Source organism: Cellulosilyticum lentocellum DSM 5427 (assembly GCF_000178835.2).
Taxonomy (GTDB): Bacteria; Bacillota; Clostridia; order Lachnospirales; family Cellulosilyticaceae; genus Cellulosilyticum; species Cellulosilyticum lentocellum.
In genome coordinates this window covers 561,658-576,988 of the sequence record NC_015275.1, presented here as the reverse complement: position 1 = coordinate 576,988, position 15,331 = coordinate 561,658, and the positions used below count along the sequence as shown (strand labels likewise).

General features: G+C 39.5%; 10 protein-coding genes, 4 tRNA genes and 3 rRNA genes. All 17 read right to left on the bottom strand.

The window, feature by feature from the left end; all coding sequences use genetic code 11:
* Positions 1-14: 14 nt before the first annotated feature.
* Positions 15-2,919 (bottom strand): 23S ribosomal RNA (locus tag CLOLE_RS02580).
* Between the two features lie 283 nt (positions 2,920-3,202).
* Positions 3,203-3,275 (bottom strand) — tRNA-Ala (locus CLOLE_RS02575).
* A 4-nt stretch (positions 3,276-3,279) separates the two neighbouring features.
* Positions 3,280-3,397 (bottom strand): 5S ribosomal RNA (gene rrf / locus CLOLE_RS02570).
* Positions 3,398-3,476: 79 nt separating this feature from the next.
* Positions 3,477-5,003: ribosomal RNA gene (locus CLOLE_RS02565) — 16S ribosomal RNA — on the bottom strand.
* Together the 16S, 23S and 5S rRNA genes with 1 tRNA gene alongside form the textbook arrangement of a ribosomal RNA operon.
* Positions 5,004-5,605: 602 nt before the next feature.
* Positions 5,606-6,319: an ABC transporter ATP-binding protein gene (locus CLOLE_RS02560; RefSeq protein ID WP_013655510.1), complete on the bottom strand. Its 714-nt coding sequence runs from the start codon at positions 6,317-6,319 to the stop codon at positions 5,606-5,608.
* Between the two features lie 2 nt (positions 6,320-6,321).
* Complete coding sequence (locus CLOLE_RS02555; RefSeq protein ID WP_334290677.1) at positions 6,322-7,080, bottom strand: ABC transporter ATP-binding protein; 759 nt, start codon at positions 7,078-7,080, stop codon at positions 6,322-6,324.
* Between the two features lie 9 nt (positions 7,081-7,089).
* The gene (locus tag CLOLE_RS02550; protein WP_013655508.1) at positions 7,090-8,169 is read right to left on the bottom strand and encodes a branched-chain amino acid ABC transporter permease; all 1,080 of its coding nucleotides are present in this window, start codon (positions 8,167-8,169) and stop codon (positions 7,090-7,092) included.
* An 11-nt stretch (positions 8,170-8,180) separates the two neighbouring features.
* Positions 8,181-9,080 carry a branched-chain amino acid ABC transporter permease gene (locus CLOLE_RS02545; protein ID WP_013655507.1) on the bottom strand — a complete coding sequence of 300 codons (900 nt, stop codon included), beginning with the start codon at positions 9,078-9,080 and terminating at the stop codon, positions 8,181-8,183.
* A 158-nt stretch (positions 9,081-9,238) separates the two neighbouring features.
* Positions 9,239-10,426, bottom strand: a complete 1,188-nt coding sequence (locus tag CLOLE_RS02540) for an ABC transporter substrate-binding protein (protein ID WP_013655506.1) — start codon at positions 10,424-10,426, stop codon at positions 9,239-9,241.
* Positions 10,427-10,658: 232 nt separating this feature from the next.
* Positions 10,659-10,744 (bottom strand) — tRNA-Ser (locus tag CLOLE_RS02535).
* A 32-nt stretch (positions 10,745-10,776) separates the two neighbouring features.
* Positions 10,777-10,848 (bottom strand) — tRNA-Gln (locus tag CLOLE_RS02530).
* Between the two features lie 23 nt (positions 10,849-10,871).
* Positions 10,872-10,945 (bottom strand) — tRNA-His (locus CLOLE_RS02525).
* 92 nt (positions 10,946-11,037) lie between these two features.
* The gene (locus CLOLE_RS02520) at positions 11,038-11,994 is read right to left on the bottom strand and encodes a hypothetical protein (protein WP_013655505.1); all 957 of its coding nucleotides are present in this window, start codon (positions 11,992-11,994) and stop codon (positions 11,038-11,040) included.
* A gap of 167 nt (positions 11,995-12,161) precedes the next feature.
* On the bottom strand, positions 12,162-12,833 hold the full coding sequence (locus tag CLOLE_RS02515; protein ID WP_013655504.1) for a Fe-only nitrogenase accessory AnfO family protein: 672 nt from the start codon (positions 12,831-12,833) through the stop codon (positions 12,162-12,164).
* A 149-nt stretch (positions 12,834-12,982) separates the two neighbouring features.
* Complete coding sequence (locus CLOLE_RS02510; RefSeq protein WP_013655503.1) at positions 12,983-13,795, bottom strand: beta/alpha barrel domain-containing protein; 813 nt, start codon at positions 13,793-13,795, stop codon at positions 12,983-12,985.
* Positions 13,770-14,753, bottom strand: coding sequence for a homocitrate synthase/isopropylmalate synthase family protein (locus tag CLOLE_RS02505; RefSeq protein WP_013655502.1), 984 nt, complete (start codon positions 14,751-14,753; stop codon positions 13,770-13,772). The genes CLOLE_RS02510 and CLOLE_RS02505 overlap by 26 nt, the downstream gene beginning before the upstream one ends.
* A 198-nt stretch (positions 14,754-14,951) precedes the next feature.
* Positions 14,952-15,260, bottom strand: a complete 309-nt coding sequence (locus tag CLOLE_RS02500) for a 2Fe-2S ferredoxin (protein WP_013655501.1) — start codon at positions 15,258-15,260, stop codon at positions 14,952-14,954.
* Between the last annotated feature and the right edge of the window lie 71 nt (positions 15,261-15,331).

Below are 15,331 nucleotides of genomic sequence, written 5' to 3'. Positions count from 1 at the left end.
CAACCTTCATTATCTAGGTCAAACCCTCGAACCGTTAGTATTGGTCACCTTAATGTATTACTACACTTACAGCTCCAACCTATCTACCTCATAGTCTCTAAGGGGTCTTACTCCTTTCGGATGGGAAATCTTATCTTGTGGTCTGCTTCACGCTTAGATGCCTTCAGCGTTTATCAGATCCAGACTTGGCTACTCTGCTATGCCATTGGTATGACAACAGATGCACCAGTGGTCCGTCCATCCCGGTCCTCTCGTACTAAGGACAGCTCCACTCAAATTTCCTGCGCCCACGACGGATAGGGACCGAACTGTCTCACGACGTTCTGAACCCAGCTCGCGTACCGCTTTAATGGGCGAACAGCCCAACCCTTGGAACCTGCTTCAGCTCCAGGATGCGATGAGCCGACATCGAGGTGCCAAACCTCCCCGTCGATGTGAACTCTTGGGGGAGATAAGCCTGTTATCCCCGGGGTAGCTTTTATCCGTTGAGCGATGGCAATCCCACTTTCATACCACCGGATCACTAAGTCCTACTTTCGTACCTGCTCCACCCGTCGGTGTCGCAGTCAAGCAACCTTATGCCTTTGCACTCTTCGAATGGTTTCCGACCATTCTGAGGTTACCTTTGAGCGCCTCCGTTACTCTTTAGGAGGTGACCGCCCCAGTCAAACTGTCCACCTGACATTGTCCCAGACCCGGCTAACGGGCCATGGTTAGAAGTTAAGTATTACAAGAGAGGTATCCCACCGGCGACTCCACCTAGACTGGCGTCCAGATTTCTCAGTCTCCCTCCTATCCTGTACATGTAATACCCAACCTCAGTATCAAGCTACAGTAAAGCTCCACGGGGTCTTTCCGTCCTGTCGCGGGTAACCAGCATCTTCACTGGTACTACAATTTCACCGGGTGCGCTGTCGAGACAGTGCCCAAATCATTACGCCTTTCGTGCGGGTCAGAACTTACCTGACAAGGAATTTCGCTACCTTAGGACCGTTATAGTTACGGCCGCCGTTTACTGGGGCTTAAGTTCAAAGCTTCGCCTTACGACTAACCTCTCCCCTTAACCTTCCAGCACCGGGCAGGCGTCAGCCCTTATACATCACCTTTCGGTTTAGCAAGGACCTGTGTTTTTGTTAAACAGTTGCTTGGGCCTATTCTCTGCGGCCTACCTAAGTAGGCACCCCTTCTCCCTAAGTTACGGGGTCATTTTGCCGAGTTCCTTAACAACGCTTCTCCCGTCGGCCTTAGGATTCTCTCCTCATCCACCTGTGTCGGTTTACGGTACGGGTACCTATCACGCAATAGCAGCTTTTCTCGGCAGTGTGGGTTCAGCAACTTCTCTACTTTAATTTCGATCCCCATCACACTTCATCCTCGTTCCCCGGGTTTTCCTTGGGAATGCGACTTTGTGCTTGGCCCAGGATACCATTCCTGGGATTGCCTACCCTCCTGCGTCCCTGCAGTTCTGATAATAGGTAGTACTGGAATATGAACCAGTTGTCCATCGACTACGACTTTCGTCCTCGCCTTAGGTCCCGACTTACCCAGAGCAGATCAGCTTTACTCTGGAAACCTTGGATATTCGGCCTACAAGATTCTCACTTGTATCTCGCTACTCATTCCGGCATTCTCACTTGTAATTACTCCACAGCTCCTTACGGTACTGCTTCTGCGTCGTTACAACGCTCCTCTACCAATCCAACTAAGTTGAATTCCATAGCTTCGGTGGTGTGTTTTAGCCCCGGACATTTTCGGCGCAAGATCTCTCGACTAGTGAGCTATTACGCACTCTTTGAATGAGTGGCTGCTTCTAAGCCAACATCCTAGTTGTCTTCGAAATCTCACATCCTTTTCCACTTAACACACACTTGGGGACCTTAGCTGATGGTCTGGACTGTTTTCCTTTTGACCACGTGTCTTATCACTCGTAGTCTGACTGCTGACGGTATCTTGATGGCATTCTTAGTTTGATATGCTTCGGTAAGCTTGTGGGCCCCCTAGGCAATTCAGTGCTTTACCTCCATTAGACTCCTATCAACGCTAGCCCTAAAGCTATTTCGAGGAGAACCAGCTATCTCCGGGTTCGATTGGAATTTCTCCGCTACCCACACGTCATCTCCACCTTTTTCAACAGATGTGAGTTCGGACCTCCATTACCTTTTACGGTAACTTCATCCTGCACATGGGTAGGTCACCCGGTTTCGGGTCTACTAACAATGACTATTTTGGCGCCCTATTCAGACTTGGTTTCCCTTCGGCTTCGTACCTCCTGGTACTTAACCTTGCCACAGCTAGTAACTCGCCGGACCGTTCTACAAAAAGTACGCGGTTGCACATCATATGGTGCTTCCACTGCTTGTAAACATAGAGTTTCAGGTTCTCTTTCACTCCCCTCCCGGGGTTCTTTTCACCTTTCCTTCACAGTACTATGCGCTATCGGTCACCGAGGAGTATTTAGGCTTGGGGGGTGGTCCCCCCGGCTTCCCACAAGGTTTCTCGTGTCTCGTGGTACTCTGGATACTGCTAGGCTTCACTTGGATTTCGCTTACGGGATTATCACCCTCTTTGATGAGACTTTCCAGACTCTTCAGCTATCCGCATTCTTGCCATGTCGCAGTCCTCAACCCCAGATTACAAGTAATCTGGTTTGGCCTGTTTCCCTTTCGCTCGCCGCTACTCAGGAAATCGATGTTTCTTTCTCCTCCTGAAGGTACTTAGATGTTTCAGTTCCCTTCGTTCCCTTCCTATAGTTATGGATTGGCTATAGGATGACAGAGGTTTGCTCTGTCAGGTTTCCCCATTCGGATATCTACGGATCAAAGTTTATTTGCAACTCCCCGTAGCTTTTCGCAGCTTATCACGTCCTTCATCGGCTCTCGGTGCCAAGGCATCCACGTCTACGCTCTTAGTAGCTTGACCTATTGCTCATTATTGAGCGGTCTAATCATGTTTTCACATGATTGGTGCCTTGTTAATTATCATTTCTGATAAAAACAAAGAATGTTTTAAGTCATTTCTGACTATATCGGTTAAATTGTAGATTTTACACCCTGACAAACATTTTTGCATTATACAATGCGTGTACATTTATCGTTAGGCGCAAGTTATATTGCTATAACTTACAAATCTATAATTGTTGTAGTATTTGTTTTTCAAAGTACAAGTAGTACATTTAGTACAATTATGTCCATTATTTGGACAGTGGAGATTAAGGGATTCGAACCCTTGACCCCCTGCGTGCAAGGCAGGTGCTCTCCCAACTGAGCTAAACCCCCATAAATGTGGCAACCACTTACTCTCCCAGTCAGTCTCCCGACAAGTACCATCAGCCGCTTAGGTCTTAACCTACGTGTTCGGAATGGAAACGGGTGTTTCCCCTAAGCGCATCATCACCACAAATGAGTGAAATATTCATTTAGTTCAATGAACTTTCAAAACAAAATAGTAACTAACAAACCATCGATTTCTATCCTTAGAAAGGAGGTGATCCAGCCGCACCTTCCGATACGGCTACCTTGTTACGGACTTCACCCCAGTTATTGGTTTTGCCTTAGACGGCTCCCTCCCCGAAGGGTTGGGTCACCGGCGTTGGGCCCCCCCAACTCCCATGGTGTGACGGGCGGTGTGTACAAGACCCGGGAACGTATTCACCGCGGCATTCTGATTCGCGATTACTAGCGATTCCAACTTCATGTAGTCGAGTTGCAGACTACAATCCGAACTGGGACTGCTTTTTTGAGGTTTGCTGACTCTCGCGAGATCGCTTCCCTTTGTAGCAGCCATTGTAGCACGTGTGTAGCCCTAAACATAAGGGGCATGATGATTTGACGTCATCCCCACCTTCCTCCAAGTTATCCCTGGCAGTCTCTCTAGAGTGCCCAACTTAATGCTGGCTACTAAAGATAGGGGTTGCGCTCGTTGCGGGACTTAACCCAACATCTCACGACACGAGCTGACGACAACCATGCACCACCTGTCACCAATGTCCTAGCAAGCTAGGAAAGGTCCGATTAAAGACCGGTCATCGGGATGTCAAGTTTAGGTAAGGTTCTTCGCGTTGCTTCGAATTAAACCACATGCTCCACCGCTTGTGCGGGTCCCCGTCAATTCCTTTGAGTTTCAATCTTGCGATCGTACTTCCCAGGTGGAATGCTTAATGTGTTAACTTCGGCACCGAGACCCGTAAGCCCCGACACCTAGCATTCATCGTTTACAGCGTGGACTACCAGGGTATCTAATCCTGTTTGCTCCCCACGCTTTCGTGCCTCAGCGTCAGTTATGGTCCAGAAAGCCGCCTTCGCTACTGGTGTTCCTCCGAATCTCTACGCATTTCACCGCTACACTCGGAATTCCACTTTCCTCTCCCACACTCTAGTTCATCAGTTTCAGAAGCAGCTTAGAGGTTGAGCCCCTAAATTTCACTTCTGACTTAACAAACCGCCTACGCACCCTTTACACCCAGTAAATCCGGATAACGCTCGCTCCCTACGTATTACCGCGGCTGCTGGCACGTAGTTAGCCGGAGCTTCTTAGTCAGGTACCGTCATTTTTTTCTTCCCTGCTGATAGAAGTTTACAATCCGAAGACCTTCTTCCTTCACGCGGCGTCGCTGCATCAGGCTTGCGCCCATTGTGCAATATTCCCCACTGCTGCCTCCCGTAGGAGTTTGGGCCGTGTCTCAGTCCCAATGTGGCCGTTCACCCTCTCAGGCCGGCTATGGATCGTCGCCTTGGTGAGCTGTTATCTCACCAACTAGCTAATCCAACGCGGGTCCATCCTATAGCGATAAATCTTTACTATAATAGTCATGCGACTACCGATAGTTTATGCGGTATTAGCGTTCGTTTCCAAACGTTATCCCCCTCTATAGGGCAGGTTACCCACGCGTTACTCACCCGTCCGCCACTAACTTTGAGGAGCAAGCTCCTCGCAGTTCGTTCGACTTGCATGTGTTAAGCACGCCGCCAGCGTTCATCCTGAGCCAGGATCAAACTCTCATAAAAAAGTTTGTCCGTGTAGTATCTCTACTACTGACTATTTTACTTAGTACAAGTTGTACTGATTCTCATCTCTTATTAGAGACGTAATGAATCGACTGGTTTATAGTTACTATTTTGTTTTCAAAGTTCATTATCATCAAGGCTTAATGCCTTTTCTTGTCTGCTGTTGTTTGCTGCTGACTCGTATAATACTACAGCATCTTTTTATCAGCGTCAACACCTTTTTTAAACTTTTTTTAGTTAGGAACAACTTTTTTAAGTTATTCACTTATTATCCACAGCATTTATAGATTTATACACAAAATTATCCACCTTTAAGCGTTATTTTTGCAAAAACAGGTCAACTTTTGCCGTTGTTTTTAATAAAAACACATCGCTAATATCCTTATTTCTTTCTTAAAACTAATCTTTCTAATAAAATAAACTAAGATTTACTTTTTTTGTTACTGCCTTCTCTTTTCTTTGGTAAAAATACTTTCTAAAATATATCTTTTAATCTATGTTAAAAATACTCTCTTTTCTATAATAGCTAAAAAGGACTGTTACTCTACTGCTAATGAATAAGCTAGCTGTATTTACAGTCCTTTTTATAACTCACGAATAGATTATCCTATTTTCCCTAAATATAATTCTTTTACTTGCTCATTATTTAATAAATCCATTCCAGGTCCCTCTAATCCTATGCTACCTGTCTCCATGACATAACCATAATCTGCAATCTTAAGTGCAGCATTAGCATTTTGTTCAATGAGTAGAATCGTCATTCCTGCTTTTTCATTTACTTCTTTTATAATGGCAAATATATCTTTTACCACTAATGGCGCTAATCCTAAACTAGGCTCATCCATCATAAGTACTTTTGGTTTTGACATAAGCGCTCTACCTACTGCTAGCATTTGCTGCTCTCCTCCAGATAAAGTTCCCGCTAGCTGATTTTTTCTTTCTTTTAAACGCGGAAAGATATCATTAACATAGTCTATATCTTTTCTAATTTCACTTTGATCTTTTCTAGTATAAGCCCCTATTTTTAGATTTTCTTCTACTGTTAGGTCTGCAAATACCCTACGCCCTTCTGGCACTAAGGTAATGCCTTTCTTTACAATATCCTGAGTAGTGCAATTCATTATACTTTCACCTTTATAGGTAATTCCCCCTAATGCTGGTGTAATTAATTTAGTAATTGCTCTAAGAGTAGTAGATTTCCCTGCTCCATTTGCCCCTACTAAGGTAACGATTTTACCTTCTGGAATTTGCATAGAAATGCCTCTAAGTGCTTCTATTCCTCCATATCTTACATATAGATTCTCAATGGTTAACATTCCTATTCCTCCTCTCCAAGATAAGCTTTAATAACAGCTTTATTATTTTGGATTTCAGTGGGTGTTCCATGAGCTATGGTCGTTCCATACTCTAATACATAAATACGTTCTGATATCCCCATAACCAATTGCATATGATGCTCTATTAATAAAATAGTTAAATCAAACTGATTTCTAATTTGTCTAATAAACTCTGTTAAATCTTCACTTTCCTTAGGGTTCATACCAGCTGCTGGCTCATCTAATAAAAGCAATTTAGGTTTTGTTGCCAAAGCTCTGGCTATTTCAAGTCTTCTTTGTAAACCATAAGGCAAACTTGAGGCAATATCATCTTTATGTTCCAAGAGGCCAGTACATTCTAATATAGAAAGAGAATACTCTAACATTTCCTTCTCTTCTTTTTGAGCATTGGGTAAATGAAGCACTGAACTAAAAAGACCACTTTTTAGTCTGAGATGATTTGCAATCAGTACATTTTCTAATACTGTAAGATTTTTAAATAGCCTGATATTTTGAAAGGTGCGAGCAATACCTAATTCAGCAATTTTATTTGGTTTCATTTTATTAAGACATTTACCATTAAATAGGATGCTTCCTATAGTAGGTGTATAAACACCTGTTATCATATTAAAAGCTGTAGTCTTTCCTGCTCCATTAGGCCCAATGATGGCCACGATTTCACCTTCATTTATTTCTATATTAAGTTCATTAACTGCTATTAATCCACCAAATTGCATGGTGGCATTTTTGGCTTCTAGCATTGGCATCTACTACACCTCCTTAGTTTCTTGTGCTACTTTAGTTTGCTTTCTTTTAAATAGTCCCAGCAAACCACTCCAAGAAAATTCCTTGTTTCCAAATATACCTCTACTCCAAAACAAAATAATACACATAAGCATGACAGAGAAAACAACCATACGCATACCTTCGATGCCTGGATAATGGATAAAACCAAAGTTAATTGGCTCATCTACAAATCTTAATATTTCTTGAGCACAAGTAATAATGAAAGCCCCTACAATTGAACCAGAGATGGAGCCTTGTCCTCCTAGAACAACCATCAACAATAAGGTATAAGCAAATGTAAACTTAAATTGTGTAGGGTCAATCGCACCTACTAACGAACCTAATAACCCTCCTGCTATGCCTGCGATAAACCCAGACAATACAAAAGCTAACATTTTATGCTTAAATAAATTAACTCCCATTGCTTCTGCAGCTACTTCGTCTTCTCTAATTGCTTTTAAAGCACGGCCATAAGAAGTCTTCATCATAACTAACATAAATATCGTAATGATAGCTAATACACCAAATGCCATCCACATGCTAACGTGATTAGGAATTTTATTAATACCTAGTGGGCCATTGGTGATATTTTGCATGTTTTGAAGAATAACACGAATTATCTCTGAAAAGCCAAGGGTAGCAATTGCTAAGTAATCTCCCCTTAATCTTAAAACAGGAAAACCTATGATATAAGCACAAGCTGCTGCAAGTAACCCTCCTAAGACAAGAGCCACAATAAATGGAAGATGTGCACTCTCTAAAAATGCTGGCATAGGTGACATATAAAATACAGATTGTTTATCAGACTGTGTGAGAGTTAATATAGCCGTAGTATATGCACCTATTGCCATAAAACCTGGTTGTCCTAATGAAAACAAGCCAGTGAAACCATTAACCATATTCATGGACAGAGCACAAATAGCATAAATAGCACTTAATTTTATAATGCGAGAAACATATTTTCCGAATACAGGTTCTGCAATAAATAAAAATATGATCAGCACTGCAATAGCAATTAAAGAAAGGATCATATTGGTTTTTTTACTTAAGTTGATCTTTTTCATTATAATCCCCCCTATACCTTTTCAGCTATTTTCTCACCAATAAGTCCATTTGGTCTTACAAGTAAGATAATAATGAGTAAAATGAATGAAAAAGCATCTCTATATCCCGTTAAAGATGGAATAAATGCTACAATTAATACTTCTATTAATCCTAGTAATAGCCCACCTACTACAGCACCTTTGATATTACCAATACCACCAATTACTGCTGCAATGAAACATTTCATTCCCGGCATAACACCCACATCTGGTTTAATCTGCAAGTATTTCATTCCCCACATGATAGCTCCAACTGCTGCAAGAGCTGAACCTATCCCAAAGGTGGCTGTAATTACTTTATTAACACTAATCCCCATAAGTCTTGCTGTTTCTACATCTTTTGAAACAGCTCTCATAGCCATACCAGTTTTTGTATGATTGATGAGATAAAGAAGTGCCAAAAGTAGCACTAAAGTAATAATAGGTACCATAATGGCAAGACGTTGTATATGTATACCTCCTACAGTTATCATATCCGTAAAAAAAGGAATTTGAGGAAAGTTTTTAGGACGCCCTGTAAAAAGCACTGTTGCTAAGTTTTCCATAAGATAAGAAGCACCTATGGAAGAAATCAATAGCGAAATGCTTGGAGCCCCTTGCTCTCTAAGAGGTTTATAAGCTACTTTTTCTGTTGCAATTCCCAATAAAGCGGTTAAAGCAATAACTAATATAAAAGAAATGTACCAAGGTACACTGAATATGCTAATACTAAAAAAGGCTATGTACATGGCCATCATAAATATATCACCATGAGCAAAGTTGATAAGTCGTAAAATACCGTAAACCATTGTATAACCAATTGCTACTAGAGCAAACAAGCTACCTAACGTTAGCCCATTAACTAGTTGTTGCAAAAAAATCTCTAAGGTCATAGATCTGCCTCCTCATTTTTATTACTACTCCTCTTTTATCACATTCTAGTAAGGTTTTCTTCCATATGATTAGAAACAAGAGGGGTTATCCCCTCCTGTTTTAATACTGTCTCAATAAGTATCTAGTTTTGTAATACTTTAATAGCGTGTTTTATTGATTACTCTGCTGATACAGAATCTACATAAGTAAATTTACCCTCTTTAATTTCTTTGATAACAGCACTCTTAGTTGCATCCCCGTTTTCATCAAAATTAATGTACCCTGCTACTCCCGGGAAATCTTTTGTCTCTTTAAGCGCTTTTTGAATAGCTGCTGGATCTGTACTGCCCGCTCTTTCAATGGCATCAAGTACTACATTGTATGCATCATAAGCAAGTGCTGTAACAGCCGCTGGTTCTTCCCCATTATGGCTAGCTTTATAGTTTTCAACAAAAGTTTTAGTTTGTGGTGTGAAATCTGCATTGGAATCAAAGAAAGTAGAGAACAATGCACCTTCTACTTCTGTACCACCAATCGTTATAAACTCAGGTGTTTCCCAAGTATCTCCACCCAAGAATGGTGTTGTTACGCCTAATTGACGAGCTTGTTTGATAAGCATTGAACACTCTGTAAAGTTACCTGGTGCAAAAATAATATCTGGATTGGCTTTGGATATATTAGTGATTTGTGCATTAAAGTCTTGATCTCCTGATTGATAATCTGCTGTGGCAACAATACAGCTCTCATCTCCGCCATTTAAGCGGATGAATTCATCAGTGAAGAACTGTGCAAGGCCTACTGAGTAGTCAGCTCCTACTTCACGAGTAACTGCCGCTGTTCTAGCACCTAATTTATTGTAAGCATAGTTGGCCATTACTTTCCCTTGATAAGGATCGATGAAACAAACTCTAAAGTACCAATCATTACCTTGTGTAACTAATGGGTTAGTACAAGATACACCTACAGTTGGTATACCTGCTTCTTTAATAACATCTCCAGCTCCGATAGAAGGTGTTGAAGAATATGAACCAATAATAGCAGCAACTTTATCTTTTTCAATTAATCTTGAAACGGCATTAGCAGCTTCTACCTTTTCAGATTTATTATCTGCAATAACGAGTTCAACTTTTTTACCTAATACTTCGCTTCTTTCAGCATAGGCAATCTCAATCCCTTCTTTTTCAATAGCTCCACCTGCTGCTAGGCTTCCTGTGATTGGTTCAAACACTCCAATTTTAATAACATCCTCGTTAGAGTTACTTGCTTTGTCAGTTGCTTCACCTGTGCTAGTACAACCTGTTAGAAGCATACCGCATAATAATACGTTTGTTGTAAGAGTAGTTAACCTTTTAACTATTTTTTTCATATTAAATCCCCCTTTACATAATTCTTTTTAAAAAACAAAAAAGGTGCTATGAGCTGTACTGGCTCATAGCACCTTTGCTATTTATCCCTATCATATAGCCGAACAATACATTTGTCAATATTTTCTTCACATACGAATTATATCGACTATTCAAACTGCTTGTTAGTATTTCCTGTCAACGAAAAAGTGGTACAGCATTGAACTGAATCATTGCCATACCACTTTTATATAACGGAGAGACTGGGATTCGAACCCAGGGAGGTGTTACCCTCGCCGGTTTTCAAGACCGGTGCCTTAAACCAACTCGACCATCTCTCCTTATTAAATTAAAGTAGAATTTATCCTACTAACAGGGCTAGGAGGATTCGAACCTCCGAATGCAGGAATCAAAATCCTGTGCCTTACCGCTTGGCGATAACCCTACATTACTATTTTCATAGTAAAGGGTGGGTAATGGGGCTCGAACCCACGACACCTGGAACCACAATCCAGTGCTACTACCAACTGAGCTATACCCACCATCTTGCATTCATGTCGTCCTGACGACTTGTTTAATATATCATGTATTATATACATACGTCAAGCGGTTTTTCACTTTTTTTATAAATTATTTATGAGCAATTTTTACACCCCTGACAATTACCGCATTCATGCCCTATTTCTTCAAACCCTATTTGCGTGGTGCTCCACTTAAAATCATCTTTGTTAAATCTATAAGTAGTATGCTCATCCACAATTATTACTTGATTTTCGAGAAAGCTAATTGTTATAGGTGAAATAACCCATCTCTCAATATCTAACTGACTTCTTACTAAATGAGGTGCAATCACCTGTTCTTCTCCTTGGTCGTTATTCATTCGTATAGCAGTTGATACAGTTGTTATTCCTTTTATTCTTCCATCTTCGTCTAGAATAAGAGAATTAGTGTCGCCGTGTATACCAATAGGTTCATTGCTATAGGCCATAATATCTCCTATTGGTGTCTTTATCTTGGTAGGTACATATGGTTCTAAGGACTTAATATTACCATTCTCATAAAAAGCTATACCTAACCTTATAGCAATATTCTTCTTATGAAGCTGAACTATTACAACTTCCTTACTCCATAAGTTAAGACTTTTTAAATGTCCACTAGGATAAAAGCAATAGCTATTCATTTTATTACTTACTTGCAGCTCACCTATTTTAAAAGTAGCTTTTTCTGCCAATTGGTATTCTTCTTCTTCTGACCAATACCCACTGACTTGACCATAAAGAGGAAATAAGCGGTGAATAGTTCCTTGTTTATAAAATGTAATAAATTCTCCCTTAAGAGTCCCTACTGTAGTATTTACAATTACAGGCTCTTTTAAGTAAATACTTTTAAGTTCTCCTGTATCATAAAAGCTGATAGCTTCCCTCAATTTAGTACGTGTATCCATGTCTCCATATTGTGGCACAAGAAAGCCTATGGAAGTGGTTATGGCATTATATTTTTCTAGTTTGCAGCTTCTAAGATTACCATTTTTATAATAAACAAGATCTGTAGCCCCTTCTAATACACCATAGGATGTTTCTATTCTTTTCATATCATTTCCTCCTTAACTTTATCATCTATTCTAATTAGGTGCCTTTATACAATAAGTGAACACTCTTCACGAAATAAAATCTTTATATAACTTTAAACAATAGATCTATATCCCACATCATAAGTTAACTATTTAAAAGATGAGTATTATATTTATTGACTATAATCTTAGCTAGAACATACTTTGTGAGTGATACTAAGTGTATAGATTCCTTGCCCCCTACTGATACTCATTATTAAACTATTCTGCTCTAAATAATTTTCTAACCAAGGCATAACATGACTGCAATTAACTTTTAGACTACGAAATATAGCATTGCTAAAAAAAGGAAGAAGTATTTTCTTAGAACTCATTTCCGGATAAGCCTTTTGTACGGCTATCATATCAATAAAGTAGTTATCTGACTCATCTAATGGTATGGGAGACCTACTTATATGCTCTGTTGACATCAAATGATTATTCCCTTCCCCTTCTAATTCCATTGTTTGTTTTTTGCTTGTTTCCTCTGGTATTTTGTAATAATCTTCGTAGATTTGTTCTAAAAGTAGCATTGAAAATGTAGGTGCCTCACATAATTCATATCCTGCTCTGATTAATAAATAATAAGGCACACCAAGAATAAGTGTGCCTACTATGACTTTGCAGCACTTTAATTTTTCTATAAGCGCTAAGGTAAAGTTCTTTATGTCATTTTCTCTTTTGTATGCTAAATCTTTTGTTTCTATCATTTGTGTTACTTGCCAATCACATGCTTTTTCATAAATATAGATTAATGTAGCATCTACAAAACTAGCTAGTTGTTTTTCCTCATTTAATAATACCGCTATCTTATTACTCATTATTGTCCTCCTTAAACCCATCTTTTTTAAGTATAGTATCGCTCCTCTTTGATTCTTATCTTTCATAGATTACTTTACACTATACACATTCTTCTCAGGACTTCTATTTCTCCATAGCGTGATACAGAGACTTCATTGGTATGAAAGCTTCATGCTAATTGACCTTTGCCTAGGATTTGTTCTAGCCTTTGTTCTACTTTTTTAATATGCCCTTTATTAATTCCGAAGTCAAAATACCTTTCAGCTGCATGAACTAAATCATAAAAGTTGCAGTTACCTGTACGTTCCCCAACTCCACCTAATGTACAATCTACATGACTAGCTCCTGCTTTAAGCCCTTCAATAGAGTTTGCAACCGCCATACCTAAATCATTGTGAACATGAATTTCTACCTCTATGTCTACTTGATTCATTAATTCCTGAACCATAGATCTTGTACGGCTTGGTGTCAAAACACCCACAGTATCTGCTATACGAATAAGCTTTACCCCTAATTTACTTACCAATTTTGCAGTACTAATAATATAACCCATATCTGCTCTTGAAGCGTCCTCAAAACCTATAGTTACCTCTATTCCTTGATTATGAGCTAATTCAATACAATCTACTAAATTTTTTTGTATCCATACTTTATTTTTCTTTAACTTGGTATAAATCTGTATATAAGATATAGGCGTTCCAATATGAATAATATCGGGGCTACAACAAGTAGCATATTTAATATCCTCTGTATTAGCTCTAGTCCAAACAGAAATTTGTGCTTGTTTTTTTCTTTTCATCACGGCTTTGAGATAGCTTATTTCCCCTGCTCCCAAACTAGGAATGCCCGCTTCGATTTCATGAACACCTATAGCATCTAATAGCAATGCTATTTCTAATTTTTCTTCTGGTCTTAAGGCTATGCCTGCTTGTTGTTCGCCATCTCTTAGGGTCGTATCAACTATCTTTCTCTTTTCTCTCATAAGCCATCACCTCTCTTGCTATGACTATAAATTCTTCATCACTAATGCTCCTTCTTTTTTTCATACTTACTTGCTTTACTGCGAGAAGTAGCCGCCTCATATGCGCCTCATCTAGCATGGGGATTTGACACTCTTTAAGCTTTGCTGCTACAGCTGAGCTTCCTGAATGCTTTCCTATGACAATGGTTCTCTTTTGACCTACCTCTGTTGGAGAATATGCCTCATAAATCGCTTCCTTTTTCATAATGCCATCTACATGAATGCCTGATTCCACACAAAAAATAGCTTCTCCAATAATAGGCTTATTCTTTTGTATATGTTCTCCTGTCATTTGTTCAAAAAGAGTTTTAAGCTGAACTAAAGCACTTATATCTTGATTAATCTTATATCTACTGGCTATTCTTAATGCCATTAATACTTCTTCTGTGGCAGCTAATCCCCCTATACCTGTAAAACTAGTTGTTACTTCTTTTCCCCCTTTTAAAGCCCACTCTACAGCAATTGCAGTGGCACAATGATACAGATTTTCAGGGCAAAGATTAACTTTGCTATTTATTAATGTAGTCATAATCTCTTGCATTACATAGGTATAATTGTGACAAAGCAAATCGTCTAAGCCTATAATTCTTATATAACTACAGTGTTCATAGGCTTTGAGCTGCACAACCTCTCTAATATCATTCATTTGAATTTGGCCAATAGTCCCCTCTATTTGAGACCTGGGGATAATCAGCTTATAAACATCAGGATAGACTTTTACACTCTCTGATGTATTTAATAAAGTCAAATAAAACCTAAAGCCTTCTGGTAAACTCTCTAGTAGCTTATAAATCTTTACTGAAATCTCTAAATCTACAATGCCAATGTCTCTCATGAGGTAGCAAAATGTAAGTACTTGCTCCTTACTTGGAAGGCAATGATCGAGTCTAGCTAAGGTTGAATCGATTATTCTAATCATTCCTCTCCCTCACCTTCTCTATTTTTATAGTTTTAATAGCCTAATATAATGCCCTGTTTCTATACCACTACATCTTATACTTAGTAATACATTAGTGTTTAATGAAGTTTAGGGGATGATATATGCCACCCTCTAGTAACTAAGGAAAGTGACATTTAGCCCCCCCCTGATTGCTTATTATAATATTGAGTAATTGAATTAGATAAGTAGTTCACTTACAGGTGTGCCATTTTCAAAATGTTCTTCTACAATGCGCTCTACATCTTCTTCGGATACATTTCCATACCAAGCTCCTTCTGGATAAACTACTACGATAGGCCCTTTATCGCAGATGCCGAAGCATCCTGTGTTGTTAATAACTACATCTCCTGATAAGCCTCTATCTTCAATCTCCTCCATAAATCTTTCTACAATCCCAATCGAGTTCTTAGAATGACAAAAACCTTTTTGCTGACCATTAATCCTGCAACTCGTACATATAAAAACATGATATTTAGGTTGAACCATTTAAAACATCCCCTTCTTAATTTGACTTTTATAAACTTAGTATTTATGAAAATAGGGAGCATAGCTTTGAA